Genomic DNA, 19,480 nt, shown 5'->3' on the forward strand with positions numbered 1-19,480 from the left:
CGGCTTGACTGCTGCGAATCCGCGGGAAAGGTCATCCGATGACCTTGGAGACTTGGCCCACCTCGAACGGGCCGTCGCGCTCGCCCGGGCGGCTCGGCGGCGCGGCGACCATCCGTTCGGGACGCTTCTCGTCGCCGGCGACGGCCCGTTCTGGAGGCCGTGAACTCGGTGGTCACCGAGGCCGACCCGACCGGGCACGCGGAGGCCGACCTGGTGCGGCTCGCCGGTCGGCTGCCGCGGGGCGTGCTCGCCGGGAGCACCCTGTTCACCAGCACCGCGCCGTGCGCGATGTGCCCGGGGGCGGTCTACTGGTCGGGGATCGGGCGGGTGGTGTTCGCGCTCTCCGGCGAGGAGCCGGCCGCGATGGCCGACCCGGAGCCAGGCGACCCGGAGTCAGGCATCCCACCGCTGCACCTGTCGTGCCGTGCGGTGTTCGCGCGCGGCGGCCGGGCGATCGAGGTGGCCGGGCCGTTCCCGCTCGCCTCGGCCACCGAGGTCCACGCCGGATTCTGGACCTGACCGATCCCGATCACCCGGCGCCATGTCGCGGCCGGGATGTCAGGCGGGTTCGGGTTCCGGATCGGTGGCGGGTTCGGGCTGGGCCGGCACCGGCGAGATCGGCGGCATCGGCTCGGCCGGGGCCGGCGGCAGATCCGGGTTGTGGGGGTCCAGTTCGCCGGGGTCGTCGGGAATCGGCGCCCCGGGGTCCAGCGGCGGGTAGCGGTCCGGGTCGGACGGCAGTCGCTCGATCGGCATCGGTGCCCCCATTCTGTGCGGGCCTCGTCCCGCAGCGGGACGAGGCTCAAGATCGAGTTACCCGGGCACCTGCCGCCCAAAACGTCAGGTCAGGTTGTCCTCCCCGAGCGCGTCGGCGATCGCGGTCGCGCCCGCGTTGAACCGGATCGTCCGCCGGATGGTGGCCGGCTCCTCCAGCGTCCGTGCGATCACCGCCGCGACATCGGCCCGGCTCACCGAACCGGCCGTCGCGCCCTGGCCCGCGGTCTCGATCCGCCCGGTCGGCGGGTCGAGCGTCAACCGGCTGGGCCCGAGGATCGTCCAGTCCAGATCGGTTCGCTCCAGGTGAGCGTCGGCGGCGGCCTTCGCCTCGGCGTAGGGGAAGAAGCCACTGTCCTCCGGAATGCCGTGATCGATCTGCGACCCGAAGTAGGAGACCATCACGTAGCGCCGGATGCCGGCCAGCGCCGCGGCCTCCATCGAACGGATCGCGGCGTCGCGGTCCACCGCATAGGTCCGCTCGGGGCTGCCGCCACCGGCGCCGGCCGACCACACGATCGCGTCGTGCCCGCCGAACAGCTCGGCCAGCTCGCCGACGTCGAGCCGCTCCACGTCGGCGACCAGCGGATCCGCACCGGTCCCGGCGATCTCGGGCGTGTGCTCGGGGTTGCGGAACACCGCGCTCACCTGATGACCGGCCCCGACCAGCAGCGGCAGCAACAGCAGCGCCACCTTCCCGTGCCCGCCCACGACCAGAACCCGCGCATTTTCCATGCCCGCGACGCTACCGCCACCGGCCGGCAAAACCACGCGCGGCGGAGGCCGGGCGCGCCGGTCCGTCTCACCGCCGATTTTTTCCGTACGACGGGAAGCCGCGGCCCGGCAACGACGCAGTCCCCGCGCCGAGCCGCGGCACCGGTCATGCCTTGACGATCGGCTTCAGTGCCTCGGCGACCTTCGTGACCAGGCCCGGCCGGTGTCCATTGCGCACCAGGTTGATGGTGATGCCGTCGATGCCCGCCCCGATCACCTTCTCGTGCAGCTGCTCGGCGACCTGCTCGGCCGTACCCAGGAAGGCCCGGTTGCGGCGGTCCTCCGGGATCGTCGCGCCGAGCTCCTTCACCTCCTGCTCGGTCTCGCCGACCATGCCCATCACCAGGAAGCTGGTGGCCAGCGTGGACGGGTCCCGGCCGACCTCCTCGCAGCGCTCGCGCAGCACCTGCACCTTGCGGGCCACGTCGTCCACGTCGCAGATGATGTTCATGTGGTCGGCGAACCGGGCCGCGAGGCGGAACGTCTTCTGCTCGCCGGAGCCGCCCAGCATGATCGGGATGGTCGGCCGGACCCGCGGGTTGTTCATCGCGCCACGCGCCACGTACCACTTGCCCTCGAACGTCGCCGGCTCGCCCTTGAGCATCGGCGTGATGATGTTCAGGGCCTCCTCGAGCCGCTCGAAGCGCTGCCCGAACGTCCCGAACTCGAAGCCCAGGTCGTGGTGTTCCCGTTCGAACCAGCCGGCTCCGATGCCGAGGACGGCACGGCCCTTGGAGACCACGTCGAGGGTGGTCACGGTCTTGGCGAGAAAGGCCGGATTACGGTACGTCACACCGGTGACCAGCGTCGACAGCTGGATCGTCGACGTGACGGCGGAGAGCGCCGCCAGCGTCGTGTAGGACTCCAGCATGTTCTGGTCCGGCGTGCCGATACCGGGCAACTGGTAGAAATGGTCCATCACCAGAACGGTGTCGAAGCCGGCGGCCTCGGCCTCCTTGGCCTGCGCCGCGACCGTGTCGAACAGCTGCTCGTCCGGGACTCCCGGGTAGGTGAAATTCGGGATCTGATAGCCGAGCCGGATGGTCATGCGGTCCCCAGTTTCATGTAAGAGGTCTCTCACCCCGTAATGTAAGAGTCAACTTACACGCGAGCAAGGGCCCGGAACCGGCGAATCCCCCCTCAGCCGCTCGGCGAGGTGACCGGCTGGCGGAGCGCAGCTGCGGGGCCGGTCGACGGCGGCGACCGTCGCGGCGTCCACGGTTTTGGCCGGCTCCACGCCCAGCGCCCTCGGGAACGACGTCAGGGGCGCGCTCAGCTCGTCGGCCCACACGCCGTCGACCGGGCCGGTCCAGAAGCCGGCCAGCTTCAGGCTCTCGGAGCCCCGAGGCCGGCGCGCATCTCAGCGCGGACCGTTGCGCTTGCGCCGGAGGGTGATGATGCCCGCGACCACCAGCAGCAGGGGAAGGAAGAGCCCCTACAGCAGCCAACCGTTCATGTGAGCCTCTTCCCCTCGGGCCGTTCCGGCCGGGCCAGAGTCTCAGCCCCGGGGAGCCCGGGGAATCACCCCTGCCGGGTGACCCCGTCTCCGGCCGGCGGGGAGGGCCGGGCGGCCCGGGTGGCGATCTCCTGCAGGGCGGCGATGTGCCGGCTCAGTGTTGACCGGCCGGTCGCGGACAGGTTGATCCAGGTCCGCGGGCGCTTGCCGACATAGCCCTTGCGGACCTCGACGTACCCGCCGTCGGCCAGCGCCGAGATCCGCTTGGACAGGACCGAGTCGCTGACCTCGACGGCGTCGCGGACGAACGAGAACTCGGCCCACTCGGTGCCGGCCAGCAGCGCCAGGATGGCCAGCCGGGTCGGCTCCAGCAAGACCGGGTCCAGCTGTGGCTCGGTCACCGGCGTGCCCCGCGGGTCAGCACCCGGTGCTGCCACCAGGGGCCGCCGGCGGCCAGCAGGATCCCGGCCGCGATGCCGAACCAGAGCGCGACGTGCGGCACATCCGTGACGCTCGCGAGGGTCCCGCCGCCGACCACGGTGACCAGAATTGCCAGGCCCCAGAGGGCGGTGGTGGTGTCCAGCCGGGTCCGGGACCGCACCGGCCGCCCGATCAGGGCCGAGCCGCGCCGGGTGGTGGTGAGCGCCGCGAGCAGCAGCAGGACGAGGACCAGCACGCTGCCCCAGTTCCGCAGGAAGTCCGGCTGCTGGTCGGCCAGCACCCCGTACGCCACGATCAGGGCTCCGGCCGCGATCCAGGACCAGCGTGGCCAGCCGGCCGCCGCCGCGGTCTGTGCCCGGCGGCGTTCCACCTGCAGCAGAGCCTCGCGTGCCTCGTCCGGTGTGGGATCAGTGTCCATCTCGGCCTCCTCGAATGTACTTTCTACTTTAGAAAGTAGCAAGTACTTTCCAATGCGGAAAGTACTTGCCGGACCGCAAGGAAGACGTGATCTTTTTCGGGCCGGCCGCCCAGCCGTAAGCATTATTTACAAATATCGACGACGGTGATTTGATGCGGGCATGCGGACTTCGATGCTCGGCCTGGCACTGGTCGCCACGATCGCGGTCGTGGCCCCTGCGGCACCCGCGACCGCGGTCACGGCCGCGGCGGTCACCGACGGCGCCGCGCGGTTCGAGGTGCTGACCCCGACGCTGATCCGCATGCAGTACGCCGGTGACGGCGCTTTCACCGATGCGACGACGTTCAACGCGGTCAATCGCTCGTTCACACCGCCCGCCTGGACCACGTCGGTGACCGCCGACGGCTTCCGGGAGGTCCGGACCAGTGCGCTGACCCTGCGGTACAAGCAGAACAGCGGCCCGTTCACCCCGGCCAACCTGAGCGTGGCGATCACCGCCACGGGTGCCACGGCACGCCCGGTCTATCCGTCCTACTGCCCGGCCTCGACCGCCTGCGAGGGAGAGAACGCGCTGTTCACCGGTGGGGTGACCCCGGCGTACGACCATCCGGGCCACACCGGCACCGGGTTCGCCGGCGGGTTCGAGAGCACCGGCAGCGGCGTACGGTACGACGTGGACGTGCCCACGGCCGGCACGTGGCGGCTCGCCGTGCGATACGCCAACGCCGTCGGCAGCGACAACCAGTCCACCACCCGGACGCTGACCGCGCACGTCAACGGCACGACCGGCGCGCGGTTCAGCCTGCCGCCGACCGGCTCGTGGGACACCTGGTCGACCGGTTCGGTCACGGTGACCCTGCGGGCGGGGGTGAACACGATCGACGTGGCCCGGGACGCCGCCGACTCGGGGCGGGTCAACGTCGACAGCCTCGCCGTCCTGCCGAGCGGGAGCACGACCTACCCGGGAGCGGCCACGGACCTGCGCACCACCGGGTACGGGGCGGGTCCGGCGAGCCAGCTGGGCGGCTGGTACCGCTCGCTGGACAACCTGCCGAACGGGCTGCCCGATGCGAACGCGCTGCACCCGGGCGTGCTCAACCGAGGCGGCTGGTACCTGCTCGACGACACCCGGACCGCGTTGCTGAGCGCGAACCACACGGTCAGCGACCGGCCTGGGCACGGGACCCAGCCCTATCAGGACGGCTACTTCTTCGGATACGGGCAGAACTACAAGCAGGCGCTGAGCGACCTCAACGCGCTGACCGGGCCGGCGGATCTGCTGCCCCAGACCGCGTACGGCGTCTGGTTCTCACGATTCTGGGGTTACCGCACTTCGGACTACCAGAACACGTTGCTGCCGGCGTTCCGCCGCACCTTCACACCGCTGGACTGGCTGGTGGTGGACACCGACTGGAAGAAGCCGGTGGAGTGGGACGGCTGGAACTGGAACACCGACCTGTTCCCCGACCCGCAGGCGTTCCTGACGTGGACGAAGCAGATGAACCTCGACACCAGCTTCAACGTCCACCCGGAGATCGACGCCACCGACCCGCGTTTCCCGGCGGCGAACGCGGCGGCCGGCGGGCTGCCGGTGCAGTCGGACGGGCACACCCACTACTTCGACTGGTCGAATCCCGCGCACCTGAGCGCCTATCAGAGCCTGCACACCCCGTTCGAGCAGCAGGGCGTCCGCAACTGGTGGCTGGACTACTGCGGCGGCTGCGGCTCGTCCATCGCGTCGAACCCGCACGTCGCCCCGGACAACCTGGTCAACCAGGCCTACGCCGACCACGACACCGCCCGCGGGCTGCGCGGTTTCGCGTTCAGCCGGATCGGCGGGACCGAGCACGGCAGCCTCGACGCCAGCAACTTCGCGCTCGGCCCCTGGTCGGAACGGCGCAACACCCTGGCGTTCACCGGCGACACCTACTCGACGTGGGAGACCCTGGCCTACGAGGTGGGCTTCACCGCCGCCGAAGCAGCCGCGGGCCTGTCCAACGTCACCCACGACCTGGGCGGCTTCCACGGTGGGCACCTCGCCGACGACCTGTACGCGCGGTGGATGCAGTTCGGCGCGTTCCAGCCGGTCGACCGGATGCACTCCGACCACGGCGACCGGCTGCCGTGGGACTACCCGGGAGCGGCCCAGGCCAGCGCGCAGAAGTTCCTGCGGCTGCGGGAGGCGCTGGTGCCCTACACCTACACGACGGCGCGTCAGGCCGGTCAGAACGGCCTTCCGATCGTACGACCGATGTACCTCGAATATCCGGCGCAGGAAGCCGCCTACACCGCGGGCGGGGAGTACCTCTACGGCGACAACCTGCTGGTGGCGCCGATCGTGTCGCCGAGCGGCTCGGTGTCGGTGTGGGTGCCGCCGGGCACGTGGACCGACTGGTTCACCGGCGCCACCTGGACCGGGCCGACCACCGTCACGATGAGCGCACCGCTGTCCCGGATGCCGGTGCTCGTGAAATCGGGTGGCCTGGTGCCGGCCCGCACCGACTACGTGCACAGCCAGAAGGACAGCGTCGCCACCGAGCTCACCGTCACGGTCGCGGCCGGCGCCGACGGGACGTTCTCCCTGTACGCCGACGCCGGTGAGGGCAGCGGCCCGTCCACGAACACCCCGTTGTCCTGGGCCGACGGCAGTCGCACGTTCACCGTCGGCGCCACCGGCGGCAGCTTCCCCGGCGCGCCGGCGGCCCGGGCCTGGACACTGCGGGTCACCAACAGCGCAGCTCCGGCCGCGGTCCTGGTCGACGGGGTGCAGGTGCCGGAGACGGCGTGGGCGTACAACCGGAACAGCCGGACCGTCACCGTCACCACGGCGAGCCTCGCGGCGGGCTCGGCGCACACCGTCACGCTGAGCGGCTCGGCCGCCGACAACCCGGCCACCGGTGAGGTCCTCGGCGTCGGCGGGCTGTGCCTGGACGTGCGCGGGGGAGTGGCTGCCGACGGCCGGCCGGTGCAGGTCTACACCTGCAACCACAGCGCGGCCCAGCAGGTCGGATACGCCGGCGACAACACCGTTCGGGTGCTCAGCCGCTGCCTGACCGCGGCCGGGACCGGCAACGCCGCGGCGGTCACCATCGCGGCCTGCACCGGCGCCACCGGCCAGCAATGGACCCGCCGGGCCGACGGCAGCCTGCTCAACCCGGCGTCCGGGCGCTGCCTGGACGTGCCCGACTCCAACCGCACGCCCGGGGCCGTGCAGCTGCAGCTCTACGACTGTGCCGGCACCGACGGACAGGTGTGGCAGCTGCCGCCCGGCCCGGTCACCGGGCCCGGTGGGCTGTGCGCCGACATCGTCGACGCCGACCCGTCCTCGGCCTCCGCGGCGCAACTGTTCACCTGCAACGGCACCGACGCCCAGCGCTGGTCCACGCCGGGGGACGCGAGCATCCGGGTGTTCGGCAAGTGCCTCGACGTCAGCAACGCCGGAACCGCCAACGGCACCGCGGTCCAGCTGTTCGACTGCAACGGCAGCGGCTCGCAGAAGTGGGTCAGCCGCGGCGACGGCACCCTGTACAACGCGCAGTCCGGGCGCTGCCTCGACGACACCGGCAACAAACAGCAGGCCGGTGACCTGCTGCAGATCTGGGACTGCAACGGCAGCACCGCCCAGCGATTCCGCCTCGGCTGAGCCCTCGGCCGGCCGTTGCGCGGGCCCTGTGCGTCAGCCTGATGCACGGGCGCGCCGCGGCCGTGACCAGCCGCCCGGCCCGCGGAATCCGGCCTGCGGGACTTGCGACCGGCGTGCGAGCGACATCGGCACCGGCGTCCGGTGTACCACCGGGCGCCGGTGCCGGTCGGGTCACACCGGGGCGGTGCCGATCCGGCTGAACTGCCGGGCCAGGAACTCCTTGTCGACGCCCACCCACCGCATCGCGCGATGCGTGCCCGGGTTGGCGAGCAACGTCTTGTCCTCCGACGCGAAGGCGTCGAACAACGCCAGGACGGACCGGCGATCCACGTACTCTTCGTCCAGCGGGAGCAAGAACTGGATCGGAACGGTGATCCGTCTCGCCGCATCGAGCACTGCCTCGGATACGAAGAACCCGCCACCGAAGACGGCAGCGGTGATCCGAGGTTCGGCCGCCACCAGCGGCACCCCGATGGCGCTGCCCAGCGACATGCCACCGCCGTAACCGATCGGCGCGTCGGTGCCGATCTCCGGCACGTCCTGCAACGCGTCCAGGACCGCCTGCCACTCCGGTACGCCGCGTTCCGCCAGCGAGTCCATGTAGCGCATGCTCACCGAGGCGAACCGATCGGTGTCGCCCGCCGTCACGGCCTGGCGGATCTCGGCACGCGCCTGCTCGTCCTCGGCCGTACGCTCACGGCCGCCGTGCCCGGGCGCATCGATGGCAACGACGGTGAAGCCCCAGCTCGTCACGGACTCATGGGCCCGCGCGACGAGGCCCGGAGTCTTCTTGTGCAGGCCACCACCGTGACCCATCAGCACCAGGGACGCGCGGTCAGTGTGGCGTTCCGGGGACCACAGCACCCCGGTGATGCCGTCGAGAACGAACTCCTGTTCGACGACACCGTCCGACGAGGTCTTCGAGGTGAATCGCAGAGGTTGCACGGGAATGCCTTTCGGGAGTGCCATGAGGGTCAGGCGCTCCCGGCGGTTCCTACGTCAACCGCCTTGCCGTGAGGACAGTGGGGAGCACCCACGTGCGTACAGCGTCATGGGTCTCACCTCCTCGCGATGGCACGGCTTCCGAGAGGCTACCGAAGTCGAAACGGCTCCGCCAACGGGTTTTGTGCCCTGAGCCCGACCCGCCACGGAGGCCGCCCTGCCGGGTCTCGCGTTCTGGGCCGCCCGCGGCCCTGCGGGGCCCGGGAGGGTCCCCGCGGGAGCGGCGGCGATGGACCACGGCGGAGGTAGGACATGAAGTTCTTGATGGTGATTGTTCTCGGTCCCCGGCGACCGCTCGTCGTGGGCGCGGTCGCCGGGGGGGTGCTCAGTTCATCGTGGCGCCGATCGTGCTGCTGCCGGTCGTCAGGAACGTGGTGGCCGGCAGCGTGCCGCTCGAACTGCGCGCGTTGTAGCAGGTCGTGGCGTTGGTCGAGACGAACGACGGTGTGCTGATGCCGCTGTCCCAGTTGTTGCCGGACGAGGTGACCGAGGAGCCCTTCGACACCAGGCCGCTGCCGTTGCCGACGGCGAGGTTCTTGCCGAGTTTGGCCGAGCTGGTCGCGAAGTAGTAGCCCCAGTTGCCGTTGGCGTAGGCCGTGGTCCGGTTGATGACGATCGCGCCCTTGTTGGAGTTCTCGGTGAAGCCGTTGCCGGTGTTGTCCCAGGCCGCGGAGTTGTTGACGACGTGGGCCACGGTCTCGCCGTCACCGCCCAGCTTGTAGCCGTTGCCGTCACCGGCGAAGGCCGAGTCGCTCCAGCGGTTCTTGCCGTTGCCGAACGACCAGGTGTGCTCGATCGTCACCGGTGAGGAGAACGACCACAGGTCGATCCCGTCGTCGGAGTTGTTGTAGAGCCGGGCGCCGGTGACCAGGTTCCCGGTGCCGGAGCCGAATTTGATCGCCACCCCGTCGGCGTTCTCCCCGTGTTCGGCGGCGTCGTAATTGCCGTACGAGTCGAGGTTCCGCACCGTGTTGTTCGAGGTCCCGTCCCCGGTCAGGGTGAAGCCGGAGTCACCGCCGTTGATCGTCTTGATGTTGTTCCAGCTGGTGCCGGTGCAGGACTGGCAGACCACGGCACTGTCCGGCGAGTTCTGGAAGGTGAGGTTGGAGACGTTCCAGTAGTCGGCGGTCAGCTTGAAGATCCAGGAGCCGCTGGGGAGGCTGGTCCCACTGATCTTGACCGTTTCCGATCCGTACGCGGTGAGCGTGATCGGCGAGCCGGAGGTCCCGTTCGCCGTCGACTGCAGCGTCGCCGTCGGATAGTAGGTGCCGCCGCGGACCTGGATGACCGTGCCGGCGGTGGCGTTCTTGATCGCGTTGGACAGGTCGGTCACGGTGCTGACGACGACCGTCGCCGCCGACGCCGGGGCGGCCACCAGGGCGAGGCCGACCGTGGCGATCGTCGCGACGACCGCGGCCTTGTACAAGGATCTCATGGCGCAGCTTCCTTTCGGAGGGGATGAACTGCGGAACCGGACGCCCTCGCTGGGGGGCGTGACGTCCGGCGTGCCATCAGATCGAAACATGCATGGTTCTCAATTGAAAGCTAACAAAACCCGAGCTGCGCGTACGGCCGATCAGCGCCCGCTCAGTCGAGCCGCCCCTGCAGCGCCTTGGTCAACCGCGCCACCGCGTCGTCGGGCAGAGTGCCCCCGTTACTGAGCGTCTGCGCGACGATCTCCTGGAACGTGCTGCTGAACAGCTCGTAGTGGGTGGTCTCGGGCCGTGGCCGCGCATTGTCCAGCGCCTGCTTCAGAATCGGCGCGTACGGCTGCCGGCTCAGGACCGACGGGTTCGTGTAAGCCGCCGTGCGGGTGGCGGCCAGCCCGCCGTCACGGAACAGGCGCAGCTCACTGTCCTCGCTGGTCAGAAACGCGATCAACTGTTGCGCCGCCGCCGGGTTGTCGGTGCTGCTGGCCACGGCGAGGTTCTGTCCGCCGAGCACGCTGGGGCCGGGCAGGGTCCGTACGCCGAAATCGGTCATGGGTTGGTCGCCGGCTCGCAGCTGACTGTAGGCGACCGGCCAGTTGCGCATCAACGCGACCTTGCCGGCGCGGAACGTCTCCCGGCTGGTGTCCTCCCGCAACCGCAACGCCTGCGGGTGGACGGCCGGCGCGACCCCGTCGACCGGCTGCATCGACTGGGCCAGTTTGCGCAGCGCCGCCCGGGTTCTCTGGCTGTCGATCACGACCAGGTCGTTCTTCGCGTCGTAGACTTCGCCGCCCTCGGCCCAGATGGCCTCCAGCGCGCTGACCGTCAACCCCTCGTAGCTGTCCAGCGGCGTGACGAACCCCGCCTCGATGCCGCGGACCGCACCGCTGAGCGCCCGCACGTCGTTCGCACTCGGCGGCAACGCCGACGGCAGCGCGCTGGCCGGCACCTCCGTGCGGTAGTAGAGCAGCCCGGCGTCGGTGTTGAACGGCAGCGCCCACAACTTGCCGCCGAACTTGCACGTCTCCAGCGGCGCGGCCAGGAAACCGTTCGTGTCGGTCGTCGGTGCCAGCGGCAGGATGAAACCGGCCGAGGCGAACGCCGCCGTCCACGTGGTGTCCAGGTTGTAGATGTCGGCGTCCGGGGTGTCGGACTGGGCCGTCGCGCGCATCTCGCTGTGCTGCGCGTCCGCGCTGCGCGACAGGCTCACCAGCCGCGCCGGCGTGTCCGGGTGCAGGCCGTTCCACTCCTCGATCAGCTTCTGCCGCTGCCCACCGGTGCTCTCGTCCACCCCGGAGTAGATCACCAGCTCGGCCGGCCCGGTCTGCGCCGCGGGACCCGGCGGATCGTCGAGCAGCTCGCGGGCGCTCGTCGCGGCGACCATGATGAGCACCCCGGAGGTGAACCAGGCGAGCGAACGCCACGGTGACCGCCGCGGCCACCAGCTGCGCGGGTTGTCGTTCTCTGTCAACGTCCGCTCCACAGGGTCTCGAAGAGCTGAGCCATGGTTTCGGGAACCTCCTCCGGACCGGCGGCCAGGCACTGGCCGCGCCCGGCGCGGACCAGCTGGTACAACGGCCCCTCACAGCGAGCCTCACCGGTGGCGATCACGTACAGCCGGACGTTCGTCCCGGCCGCGCGCGTCACCTGCTCCAGCGTGGCGTCCAGGCCCGGGGTGGTGCTGGTGTCCTCGCCGTCGGTCAGCACCACCAGTGCCTGCACGCGCGTGTCGTCGACCGCCCCGGACAGCGCCCCCAGCCCGGCGACGACCGTGGCGTAGAGCGGCGTCGACCCGCTCGGCTTCACCGCCCGCAGCGCGTCGACGACAGCGGTCCGATGCTGCGCCGACCCGGCCGCGACACCCACCAGCTCGTACGACTTACGTCCGCCACTGATCGGGAACGCCCACAACCCGAACTCGTCCTCCGGGCCGAGCTGACCGAGCGCCTCGCCCACACCCCGGGCCGCCACCGTGAACCGGCTCGTGGCCGCGGACCCGGCCGGTTGGCCCATCGACCCGGACGTGTCCACCGCCAGGAGCACCCGCCCCGGGCGTTTGGCCTGCTCGTAGAGGTTCAGCGTGCGGCGCGGCTCATCGGGCAGGCAGGCGTTGCGGTCCAGCTCGGAGCAGGCGGCCAGCGGCTGGCCCAGACCCGAACCGTGCAGCACCGCGCCGGCGTCCTCGCTGCGCAGCCAGTCGCGGAACCGCTCGACCGCCCGCAACTGCGGACCACGGGACCAGGTGAACTGGACGAACGGATGGTCCAGCGCCGGGGCGGACGTGACCACCACCGGATCCGGCGCATCCGGCACCGGGGCGACCGCGGCCGGGCAGCCACCGCCCAGCGCCCGGCCGGTCGCGAACCGCTGCCACGACCGCAAGCTCACCAGCACGGCGGCCGGCACCTTCTTCTCCCGCTGGAAACCGCACAGCAGGCTGACCTCGTCGGTGACCGAGGTGGTGGACTCCGAGACGATCTGCTCCCGCTTGCGGGCCTCGTCCGGGGTGACCATCTCGCCCTCGGCGTCACGCAGGTAGACGTCGGCGGCCAGCAGTCCCGCCGTCGACGCGACCGGATCGGCCGCCGACAGCGACGGGCCGGGCAGCCGCCGGGCCAGCAGCGCCGACACCAGCTTCGGCAGTTGATCGGCGTCCGTGTGCGGCATCGCGGCGACATCCGTGCCGGCCAGCACGATCGGCGACGACGCGATCGAGGTGACCTGCTGCAACGGGGTCGGGAGGGTGCCCTTGACGACGATGTCACGGACCTGGCGCACGTCGAGCATCGAATCGGGCAACCAGACGTCCGGGCGCGGGCCGATCTGTTCGAGCGGGCGCTCCTGGTTGGTGTCGGACCACTTGCGGGCCAGGGCGCCGCTGACCGCCGGGGTGCTGGCGGCGTACACGAACGGGAACACCGCCGGGCAGCCGCCGGCGTCGTGGGCGGTGAACCGGGCGTACGCCTGCGCCAGCTCACCGGCCACCTGCAGGCCGTCCGGCGAGGCGAGAATGCGCAGCTCCAAGGCCTGCGGGCAGGAATTGTCGCCGGACAGCCGGACGAAGGTGACCGCCGCGCCGGCGAGCAGGACGACACCCATCCCCGCGGCCACGAAGATCTTCGCCCGCCTCGGCATCTTCTTGACCAGCAGGACACATCCGCCGACCAGCCAGGCGATGGACGAGAGGAAGGCAAGCGACCAGAGGCTGACCCCGGCCAGGATCATCGCGGAGAACAGCAGCAGCGCCGTGTTGTCGGCGCGCTGAAGAACGTACTGAGCGACGCCGGCGATCACCAGGGCCAGGACGCCGGCCGTGATGGTGTGCAGACGCTCCTTGTCGCCGGGCCGAAGGGGCTGAGGCAATCGACATGCACCTCCACCGAGATGCGGGTGGTGCACGGGGCCACTGTGCCCCGACCGCACGGCCAGTCTAGGTGCGGTTGCCAAACCTCATCGATGTCCGGCCGGGTGGTCCCGTCGCGGTGCTGGCTGATGTTTGCCGCTTGGTAATGTAAGAGGCAACTTACACCGGGGTGAGGGGTCGGCATGGGCGAGCGGGATCGGGGTTACCACCACGGTGACCTGCGAGCAGCCCTCATCACCGCCAGTTTCGAGCAGCTCGCCGAGGTCGGGTTGCGCCGCTTCTCGGTGGCCGCGGTCGCCCGCCGGCTGGGCGTCAGCTCCGCCGCGCCGTACCGGCACTTTCCCGACCGTGACCACCTGCTCTCCGCCGTCTCCGCCGCCGCCGCCCGCCACCTGCGCGCGGCGATCCTCACCGCCGCCGACGCCGCCGGCGACGACCCGGCCGCCCGGCTGGCGTCAGTCGCAGGAGCCTATTTCCGGTACGTCGTGACCACCGGCGCGGGCCTGCACGTCATCTACGCCCAGGAGTTGTACACCGTCCCGGACGACGACCGCCGCGAGCATACGCGCGCGCTGATGGAAACCGTGCTGGACCTGGCGTTCACCGCCGACGTGCCGTCCTACCAGCAAGCGGTCGCCCTGGTGGAGGCGATCATCGCGGTCGCGCACGGGTACACGTCGCTGTTCACCGACGGCTTCTTCAACCGGGGCGCCCTGTCGATCGACACCACCGCCGCCCGAGCCGTCGCCGCCGCCCAGGCCCTCATCCGAGCCGAACACACCTCCTGACCCGGCCCTTTCTCCCGCCACCCGGCCGCGCGGCGCCCGCCCGGCCGCCGCCCGCCCGGCCACCGCCCGCCCGGGTCGTCGCAGCCGCCTACGCAACCTGCCGTCGCGCCCGCGTTGTCCGCGTCGCGCCCGCCCAGCCACCGCCCGCCCGCGTTGTCCGCGTCGCGCCCGCCCAGCCACCGCCCGCCCGCGTTGTCCGCGTCGCGCCCGCCCAGCCACCGCCCGCCCGCGTTGCTCGCGTCGCGCCCGCGTTGCGGCCTGCCCGCTTGTTCGTGGCGTCAGCTGCGTGGGAACGCGTCTGCTCGGAATGTGATCGTGACGTCCAACCCCCCTTCCGGCCGGGTCCACGCGTCGACCTGTGCACCGTGGACGTCCGCGATGGCCTGCACGATGGCCAGCCCGAGCCCGTGCCCGTCGCCGTGGTGCAGGCGGGCGGGGCGCATCCGCTGGAACGGCTCGAACAGCCGGTCCAACTCGTCCGGCGGAATCACCGGGCCGGTGTTGCGCACGATGATCCGCCCGTCGAGCCGGCCGCCCGGGGCGCGCCGGTTGACCGCGTAGACGCCCGGGGCGATGAGACTGGGATCGAACGGCTCGGTGATCACCTCGACCCAGCCGCCCGGCACGTTGTGCTGCAACGCGTTCTCCACCAGGTTGGCGATGAGGCTCTCGGCCAGCTGCGGATCGCCCCGGACCGGCGACGGCGTCAGTGCGGACCGCACGGTCACCCCGTCGGCCGACCGCCCGGCCAGGACCGACCCGGCGATCTCGGCCAGGTCCAGCTCGGTCGGCCGCTCCACCCCCTGCTGACCGTTGGCCAGCGCGAACAGGGCCGCGATCAGCCGCTCCTGAGTGTCGCTGAGCGCCAGCACCTGCCGGCACGCCTCGCGCAGCGACTCCACCGAGGCCGCCGGGTCGGCGAGCGCAACCTGGAGCAGCGCCTTCTCCGCGGTCAGCGGCGTGCGTAGCTCGTGCGACGCGTTCGCCACGAAGTGCCGTTGTGAGGTGAACGACGCCTCCAGCCGCTCGAACAGCTGGTCCAGCGTCGCCGCCAGCTCGGCCAGCTCGTCCCGGCCGCGCCGCGGGACACTCAGCCGGCGGTGCAGATTGGTCGCCGAGATGTCCCGCGCGGTCTCGGTCATCACCCGCAGCGGGCGCAGGAACCGACCCGACACCATCCAGCCCAGCCCGGCCGAGATCAGCACCAGCCCGGCCAGGGCGAGCAACCAGGTGCCGACCGGGAACGCGGTGATCTCCGGCCGCGGGTGGGGATCCGGCCCGCTGCCGACCGGCGACGACTGCCGCGCGCCGAGCAGCGGCACGGTCACCAGCAGCGACCCGACCACGAAGAACGGCACCGAGTAGAGCAGCATCAGCCGCGTCCGCAGTCTCATGGCGTACTGATCCGGTAGCCGCCCTCGCGGACGGTCTGCACGATCGGCGGGTTGCCGAGCTTGGCCCGCAGCCGCCGGACGGTCGTCTTCACCGTCGTGGTGAACGGGTTGGCCGCCTCGTCCCACACCCGCTCCAGCAGCTCTTCCGCCGGGACCGGGCGGGTGCCGGCCGCGAGCAGGCACTCGAGGACACCGAACTCCTTCGGGCTCAGGTCGAGCCGGCGCCCGCCGCGGACCGCGACCCGCATCGCACTGTCCACCATCAGGTCACCCGAGCGCAGCACCGGTGGCACCAGTGTGGTCGGGCGGCGGGCGAGCGCCCGGATCCGCGCGACCAGCTCCGGGAACTCGAACGGTTTCGGCAGATAGTCGTCGGCGCCCAGGCTCAGGCCCTCGATCCGGTCCTGAAGGGTGCCGGACGCGGTGAGCATCAGCACGCGACTGCTCTGGTGGTCGGTGACGATCCGCCGGCAGACCTCGTCGCCGTGTGTGCCCGGCAGGTCGCGGTCCAGCACGACCACGTCGTACCGGTTCACGGCCAGCCGGTCGAGGGCCTGGTCACCGTCGAACGCCAGGTCTACGGCCATGCCCTCGAGGCGCAGCCCCTTCCCGATCGTCTCGGTCAGCAGTGCGTAGTCCTCGACCACCAAAACTCGCATGCCACCACGATGCCAGCACGAAGGTGTCAAACAGGTGTCAGCCGTCGATACCTTGCTGACACCGCCCGCCGCGTAGAACGGCAGCCATGATTTCCGTGAGCGGAGTGCGAAAGCGGTACGGCAGCGCCGTCGCGCTGGACGGCATGACCTTCGACGTGCGGGCCGGCCAGGTCACCGGCTTCGTCGGGCCCAACGGCGCCGGCAAGTCCACCACCATGCGCGTCATCCTCGGTCTCGACGCGCCCGACGCCGGCGAGGCCCTCGTGCAGGGTAAGAGGTATCGGGTGCTGGCCGATCCGATGCGGCACCTGGGTTCGCTGCTCGATGCCGGCGCGCTGCAGCCCAGCCGCACGGCCCGCAACCATCTGCTGTGGCTCGCCCACTCGCAGGGGCTCGGCGCCCGCCGCGTCGACGAGGTGCTGGAACGGACCGGGCTCGGCGACGTCGCCCGGCGCCGCGCCGGCGGCTTCTCGCTGGGCATGCGACAGCGACTCGGCATCGCGGCCGCGCTGCTCGGCGACCCGCCGGGGCTGATGCTGGACGAGCCGTTCAACGGGATGGACCCCGAGGGCATCATCTGGATGCGCGACTTCCTGCGATCACTGGCCGCCCAGGGCCGCGCCGTGCTGGTCTCCAGTCACCTGATGGGGGAGTTGCAGGGCACCGCCGATCACGTGGTCGTGATCGGACGCGGCCGGGTGATCGCCGACGCGACCGTGGCCGAGCTGCTGGATTCGGCGTCCGGCGGCCGCATCACCGTACGCACGCAAGCGCCGGAGGCGCCGGAAATCCTTGCCGCCGCCGGCGCAGCGGTCGTGCCCACCGGCGACGGCGGCCTCTCGATCGCCGGCCTGCCGGCGGAGTCGATCGCCGGCGTCCTGCAGCGGCACAACGTGGCGTTCTCCGAGCTCGCCGCCCACCGCGCCACCCTCGAGGACGCCTATCTGGAGCTGACCCGCGACGCCGTCGACTACCGCGCGGAGGATCCGCGATGAGCGCGCTGCATGCCGAGTGGACGAAATTTCGCACCGTGCGTGGCTGGGTTCTCGGGCTGGTCGCCGCGGGCGGGTTGATCATGCTGCTGGGGCTGGCGCCGGGCATGTCCGGGTCGTGCGGGAAACATGGGCCGGCCTCCGCGTGCACCCCCACCATCGGTCCCGGCGGTGAGCAGGTGAACGACCACTTCACGTTCGTGCACCAGCCGCTGACCGGCGACGGGAGCGTCACCGTCCGGGTGGCGTCGCTGACCGGGTCGATCTTCGACGGTCCGGGCGCCGACCGCCCCGGGCTCGCCCCCTGGGCCAAGGCCGGTCTGATGATCAAATCCGGGGTCACACCCGGATCGACATACGCGGCCGTCCTGCTCACCGGCTCGCACGGGGTTCGCACGCAGTGGGATTACACGCACGACGAGCAGGGTCCGGCGGTCACCGCGACACCATGGCTCCGCCTTTCCCGTACGGGGGCGACCGTCACGACCGCAGCCTCGGCCGACGGCGTCACCTGGACGGATGCCGGCTCCGCCCGCCTCGCCGGGTTGCCGGCCACCGCCGAGGTGGGCCTGTTCGTCACCGCCCCGCAGTTCAGCACGGAGATGCACGAGGGGCTGCTCAACGGCTCCCAGGGCGGCCCGAGTCAGGCGACCGGCACGTTCGAGCAGCTCACCGCGGGTGACGGCTGGGCCGGCTCGGCCTGGCACACCGATTGGGTCGGCGGCCGGCCGGACTGGGCGGATCTGCCCGAGCCGGCCCGGCAGGGTTCCGGGTTCCGGGTCTCCGGCTCCGGCGACGTCGGGCCGGCGGGGGCCGGGGTGTCGGTGACGCAGACCCTGGTCGGGACGTTCACCGGCCTGATCGTCGTGGTCGTGCTCGGCGCCGTCGCGATGAGCACGGAATACCGGCGCGGCCTGATCCGCACCACCTTCGCCGCGAGTCCACACCGCCTGCGGGTGCTCGCCGCGAAGGCTGCCGTGATCGGTGGCGTCGCATTCGGCGTCGGTGTTGTCGCGGCCGCCATCGTGGTCGTTTTCGGTCAGCGGATCCTGCGTGACAACGGAGTCGCGCTCCTGGACAGCTCCCCGCAGACCGAGCTGCGGGTCGTGGCCGGGACGGGCGCGCTGCTCGCGGTCTCCGCGGTGCTGGCACTCGGTCTCGGCGCCCTCTTCAAACGCAGCGTGACCGCCGTGACCGTCGCCATCGTCATCATCGTCCTGCCGTATCTGCTGGCCGTGACCGTGCTTCCGGTCGAGGCGGCCCGCCGGTTGCTGACCTTCACCCCGGCCGCGGCGTTCGCGTTGCAGCAGGCGGTCAAGCAGTATCCGCAGGTCGACGATCTGTATGCGCCGTCCGTCGGCTACTTCCCGCTCGCACCGTGGGCCGGTCTCGCCGTCCTGCTCGGCTGGACCGCCCTGATCCTCGGGGCCGCCGCGGTGTTCCTGCACCGGAGGGACGCATGAGGGCGTTGCATGCCGAGTGGACGAAGCTGCGCACGTCGCCGGGCACGGCGGGCCTGCTGCTCACCCTCGTCGCGGCCACCGCCGGGCTCAGCGCGACCGTCGCCGCCGCCTGCTCCGGGGCGGCCTGCGGCGCGGATGTGGCCCTGACCGGCGTCCAGCTCGGGCACACGGTGGTGGCGATCCTCGCGGTGCTGGTGGTCGGCAACGAGTACAGCACCGGCATGATCAGCGTGACCCTGGCCGCCGTGCCCCGGCGGTTCCCGGTCCTGCTCGGCAAGGCGGTCGTGGTCGCCGTCGCGGTGGCCGCCGCCGCGGCTGTGGCGGTGGCCGGCTCGGTCCTGGCCGGGGAGGCGCTGCTCCCCGGATACCACGCCACGCTGCGGCCGGCCGTCGGCGCGGTGCTCTATCTGGTGCTGATCGCGCTGCTGAGCCTGGGCCTGGCCACCGCCGTCCGCAGCCCGGCCGCCGCGATCGGCACGGTGCTCGCCCTGCTCTACGCCGTGCCCGTCGTCGTCGCCGTGATCACCGACCCGACCTGGCACGACCGCCTGGTGAAGTATGCGCCGGTCAGCGCAGGTCTAGCGGTCCAGTCCACGGCGTCCGACCCGCTGATCGGCCCGTGGAAGGGACTCGGTGTGCTGGCGCTGTGGACCTTCGCCGCGCTGCTCGCCGGGGCGATCACCCTCCAGCGGCGGGACGCGTGATGCCGATGAACTGAACCGTGCCGTCGTCGCAGGGACCCGGAATGCGGCCGGATCCGCGGGAACCGTGCGGGCCCGTAGGCGCCGCTGTGCCCGTACCCAAGCAAGAATTTGATCTTGATTGGTGTTCTTGATCGGATTCTTGACAGGAGGGGTGCCGGATCAGCCGCCACGGTGGATC

General features: G+C 71.3%; 17 protein-coding genes. 6 read left to right on the plus strand and 11 right to left on the minus strand.

Features of this window, described 5'->3' with window-relative positions:
• Positions 1 to 159 precede the first annotated feature (159 nt).
• Positions 160 to 519 carry a deaminase gene (locus ACH442_RS20600; protein ID WP_396339654.1) on the plus strand — a complete coding sequence of 120 codons (360 nt, stop codon included), beginning with the start codon at positions 160 to 162 and terminating at the stop codon, positions 517 to 519.
• Positions 520 to 558: 39 nt separating this feature from the next.
• On the opposite strand, the gene ACH442_RS20605 is transcribed toward ACH442_RS20600, so the two are convergent.
• The 5 genes from ACH442_RS20605 to ACH442_RS20625 form a co-directional block, all read right to left on the minus strand.
• Complete coding sequence (locus ACH442_RS20605; protein ID WP_396339655.1) at positions 559 to 756, minus strand: hypothetical protein; 198 nt, start codon at positions 754 to 756, stop codon at positions 559 to 561.
• 84 nt (positions 757 to 840) lie between these two features.
• The gene (locus ACH442_RS20610; RefSeq protein ID WP_396339656.1) at positions 841 to 1,509 is read right to left on the minus strand and encodes an SDR family oxidoreductase; all 669 of its coding nucleotides are present in this window, start codon (positions 1,507 to 1,509) and stop codon (positions 841 to 843) included.
• Between the two features lie 145 nt (positions 1,510 to 1,654).
• Positions 1,655 to 2,596: an LLM class F420-dependent oxidoreductase gene (locus tag ACH442_RS20615; RefSeq protein WP_396339657.1), complete on the minus strand. Its 942-nt coding sequence runs from the start codon at positions 2,594 to 2,596 to the stop codon at positions 1,655 to 1,657.
• A 473-nt stretch (positions 2,597 to 3,069) separates the two neighbouring features.
• The gene (locus ACH442_RS20620; RefSeq protein WP_396339658.1) at positions 3,070 to 3,405 is read right to left on the minus strand and encodes a winged helix-turn-helix domain-containing protein; all 336 of its coding nucleotides are present in this window, start codon (positions 3,403 to 3,405) and stop codon (positions 3,070 to 3,072) included.
• Complete coding sequence (locus ACH442_RS20625; RefSeq protein WP_396339659.1) at positions 3,402 to 3,863, minus strand: hypothetical protein; 462 nt, start codon at positions 3,861 to 3,863, stop codon at positions 3,402 to 3,404. The genes ACH442_RS20620 and ACH442_RS20625 overlap by 4 nt, the downstream gene beginning before the upstream one ends.
• Positions 3,864 to 4,023: 160 nt before the next feature.
• Here ACH442_RS20625 and ACH442_RS20630 point away from each other — a divergent pair, with 160 nt between their 5' ends.
• The gene (locus tag ACH442_RS20630; protein WP_396339660.1) at positions 4,024 to 7,506 is read left to right on the plus strand and encodes a ricin-type beta-trefoil lectin domain protein; all 3,483 of its coding nucleotides are present in this window, start codon (positions 4,024 to 4,026) and stop codon (positions 7,504 to 7,506) included.
• A 171-nt stretch (positions 7,507 to 7,677) separates the two neighbouring features.
• On the opposite strand, the gene ACH442_RS20635 is transcribed toward ACH442_RS20630, so the two are convergent.
• From ACH442_RS20635 to ACH442_RS20650, 4 genes are all read right to left on the minus strand, one after another.
• Positions 7,678 to 8,451: an alpha/beta hydrolase gene (locus tag ACH442_RS20635; protein WP_396339661.1), complete on the minus strand. Its 774-nt coding sequence runs from the start codon at positions 8,449 to 8,451 to the stop codon at positions 7,678 to 7,680.
• Between the two features lie 382 nt (positions 8,452 to 8,833).
• A complete protein-coding gene (locus ACH442_RS20640) occupies positions 8,834 to 9,943 on the minus strand; it encodes a chondroitinase-B domain-containing protein (protein WP_396339662.1) in 1,110 nt (369 codons plus the stop codon).
• 152 nt (positions 9,944 to 10,095) lie between these two features.
• Positions 10,096 to 11,409, minus strand: coding sequence for an extracellular solute-binding protein (locus tag ACH442_RS20645; protein WP_396339663.1), 1,314 nt, complete (start codon positions 11,407 to 11,409; stop codon positions 10,096 to 10,098).
• Entirely contained in the window at positions 11,406 to 13,301 is a 1,896-nt protein-coding gene (locus ACH442_RS20650; RefSeq protein WP_396339664.1) for a substrate-binding domain-containing protein, read from the minus strand. The genes ACH442_RS20645 and ACH442_RS20650 overlap by 4 nt, the downstream gene beginning before the upstream one ends.
• A gap of 183 nt (positions 13,302 to 13,484) precedes the next feature.
• Between ACH442_RS20650 and ACH442_RS20655 the strand changes: the two genes are divergently transcribed.
• Positions 13,485 to 14,090, plus strand: a complete 606-nt coding sequence (locus ACH442_RS20655) for a TetR/AcrR family transcriptional regulator (protein ID WP_396339665.1) — start codon at positions 13,485 to 13,487, stop codon at positions 14,088 to 14,090.
• Positions 14,091 to 14,368: 278 nt separating this feature from the next.
• Here the strand turns inward: ACH442_RS20655 and ACH442_RS20660 are convergent, their stop codons facing one another.
• Both ACH442_RS20660 and ACH442_RS20665 read right to left on the minus strand, forming a co-directional pair.
• A complete protein-coding gene (locus ACH442_RS20660; protein ID WP_396339666.1) occupies positions 14,369 to 15,484 on the minus strand; it encodes a sensor histidine kinase in 1,116 nt (371 codons plus the stop codon).
• A complete protein-coding gene (locus ACH442_RS20665) occupies positions 15,481 to 16,143 on the minus strand; it encodes a response regulator transcription factor (RefSeq protein WP_396339667.1) in 663 nt (220 codons plus the stop codon). The genes ACH442_RS20660 and ACH442_RS20665 overlap by 4 nt, the downstream gene beginning before the upstream one ends.
• An 86-nt stretch (positions 16,144 to 16,229) precedes the next feature.
• Here ACH442_RS20665 and ACH442_RS20670 point away from each other — a divergent pair, with 86 nt between their 5' ends.
• From ACH442_RS20670 to ACH442_RS20680, 3 genes are read left to right on the plus strand one after another with little or no spacing between them, the layout of a single operon-like run.
• Entirely contained in the window at positions 16,230 to 17,138 is a 909-nt protein-coding gene (locus ACH442_RS20670) for an ATP-binding cassette domain-containing protein (RefSeq protein WP_396339668.1), read from the plus strand.
• Positions 17,135 to 18,598: an ABC transporter permease subunit gene (locus tag ACH442_RS20675; RefSeq protein ID WP_396339669.1), complete on the plus strand. Its 1,464-nt coding sequence runs from the start codon at positions 17,135 to 17,137 to the stop codon at positions 18,596 to 18,598. The genes ACH442_RS20670 and ACH442_RS20675 overlap by 4 nt, the downstream gene beginning before the upstream one ends.
• Positions 18,595 to 19,302 (plus strand): ABC transporter permease, encoded by a 708-nt coding sequence (locus tag ACH442_RS20680; RefSeq protein WP_396339670.1) that lies wholly within the window; start codon positions 18,595 to 18,597, stop codon positions 19,300 to 19,302. Before ACH442_RS20675 ends, ACH442_RS20680 begins: the two co-directional genes overlap by 4 nt.
• The last annotated feature ends 178 nt before the right edge of the window (positions 19,303 to 19,480 follow it).

The organism is Actinoplanes sp. NPDC020271, from assembly GCF_044388125.1.
GTDB lineage: Bacteria > Actinomycetota > Actinomycetes > Mycobacteriales > Micromonosporaceae > Actinoplanes.

Bases quoted from the DNA above. Each gene is read 5' to 3' on its own strand.
- ACH442_RS20605 (WP_396339655.1), bottom strand. From the start codon at position 756: ATGCCGATCGAGCGACTGCCGTCCGACCCGGACCGCTACCCGCCGCTG.
- ACH442_RS20610 (WP_396339656.1), bottom strand. From the start codon at position 1,509: ATGGAAAATGCGCGGGTTCTGGTCGTGGGCGGGCACGGGAAGGTGGCG.
- ACH442_RS20615 (WP_396339657.1), bottom strand. From the start codon at position 2,596: ATGACCATCCGGCTCGGCTATCAGATCCCGAATTTCACCTACCCGGGA.
- ACH442_RS20625 (WP_396339659.1), bottom strand. From the start codon at position 3,863: ATGGACACTGATCCCACACCGGACGAGGCACGCGAGGCTCTGCTGCAG.
- ACH442_RS20630 (WP_396339660.1), top strand. From the start codon at position 4,024: ATGCGGACTTCGATGCTCGGCCTGGCACTGGTCGCCACGATCGCGGTC.
- ACH442_RS20640 (WP_396339662.1), bottom strand. From the start codon at position 9,943: ATGAGATCCTTGTACAAGGCCGCGGTCGTCGCGACGATCGCCACGGTC.
- ACH442_RS20655 (WP_396339665.1), top strand. From the start codon at position 13,485: ATGGGCGAGCGGGATCGGGGTTACCACCACGGTGACCTGCGAGCAGCC.
- ACH442_RS20660 (WP_396339666.1), bottom strand. From the start codon at position 15,484: ATGAGACTGCGGACGCGGCTGATGCTGCTCTACTCGGTGCCGTTCTTC.
- ACH442_RS20665 (WP_396339667.1), bottom strand. From the start codon at position 16,143: ATGCGAGTTTTGGTGGTCGAGGACTACGCACTGCTGACCGAGACGATC.
- ACH442_RS20670 (WP_396339668.1), top strand. From the start codon at position 16,230: ATGATTTCCGTGAGCGGAGTGCGAAAGCGGTACGGCAGCGCCGTCGCG.
- ACH442_RS20675 (WP_396339669.1), top strand. From the start codon at position 17,135: ATGAGCGCGCTGCATGCCGAGTGGACGAAATTTCGCACCGTGCGTGGC.
- ACH442_RS20680 (WP_396339670.1), top strand. From the start codon at position 18,595: ATGAGGGCGTTGCATGCCGAGTGGACGAAGCTGCGCACGTCGCCGGGC.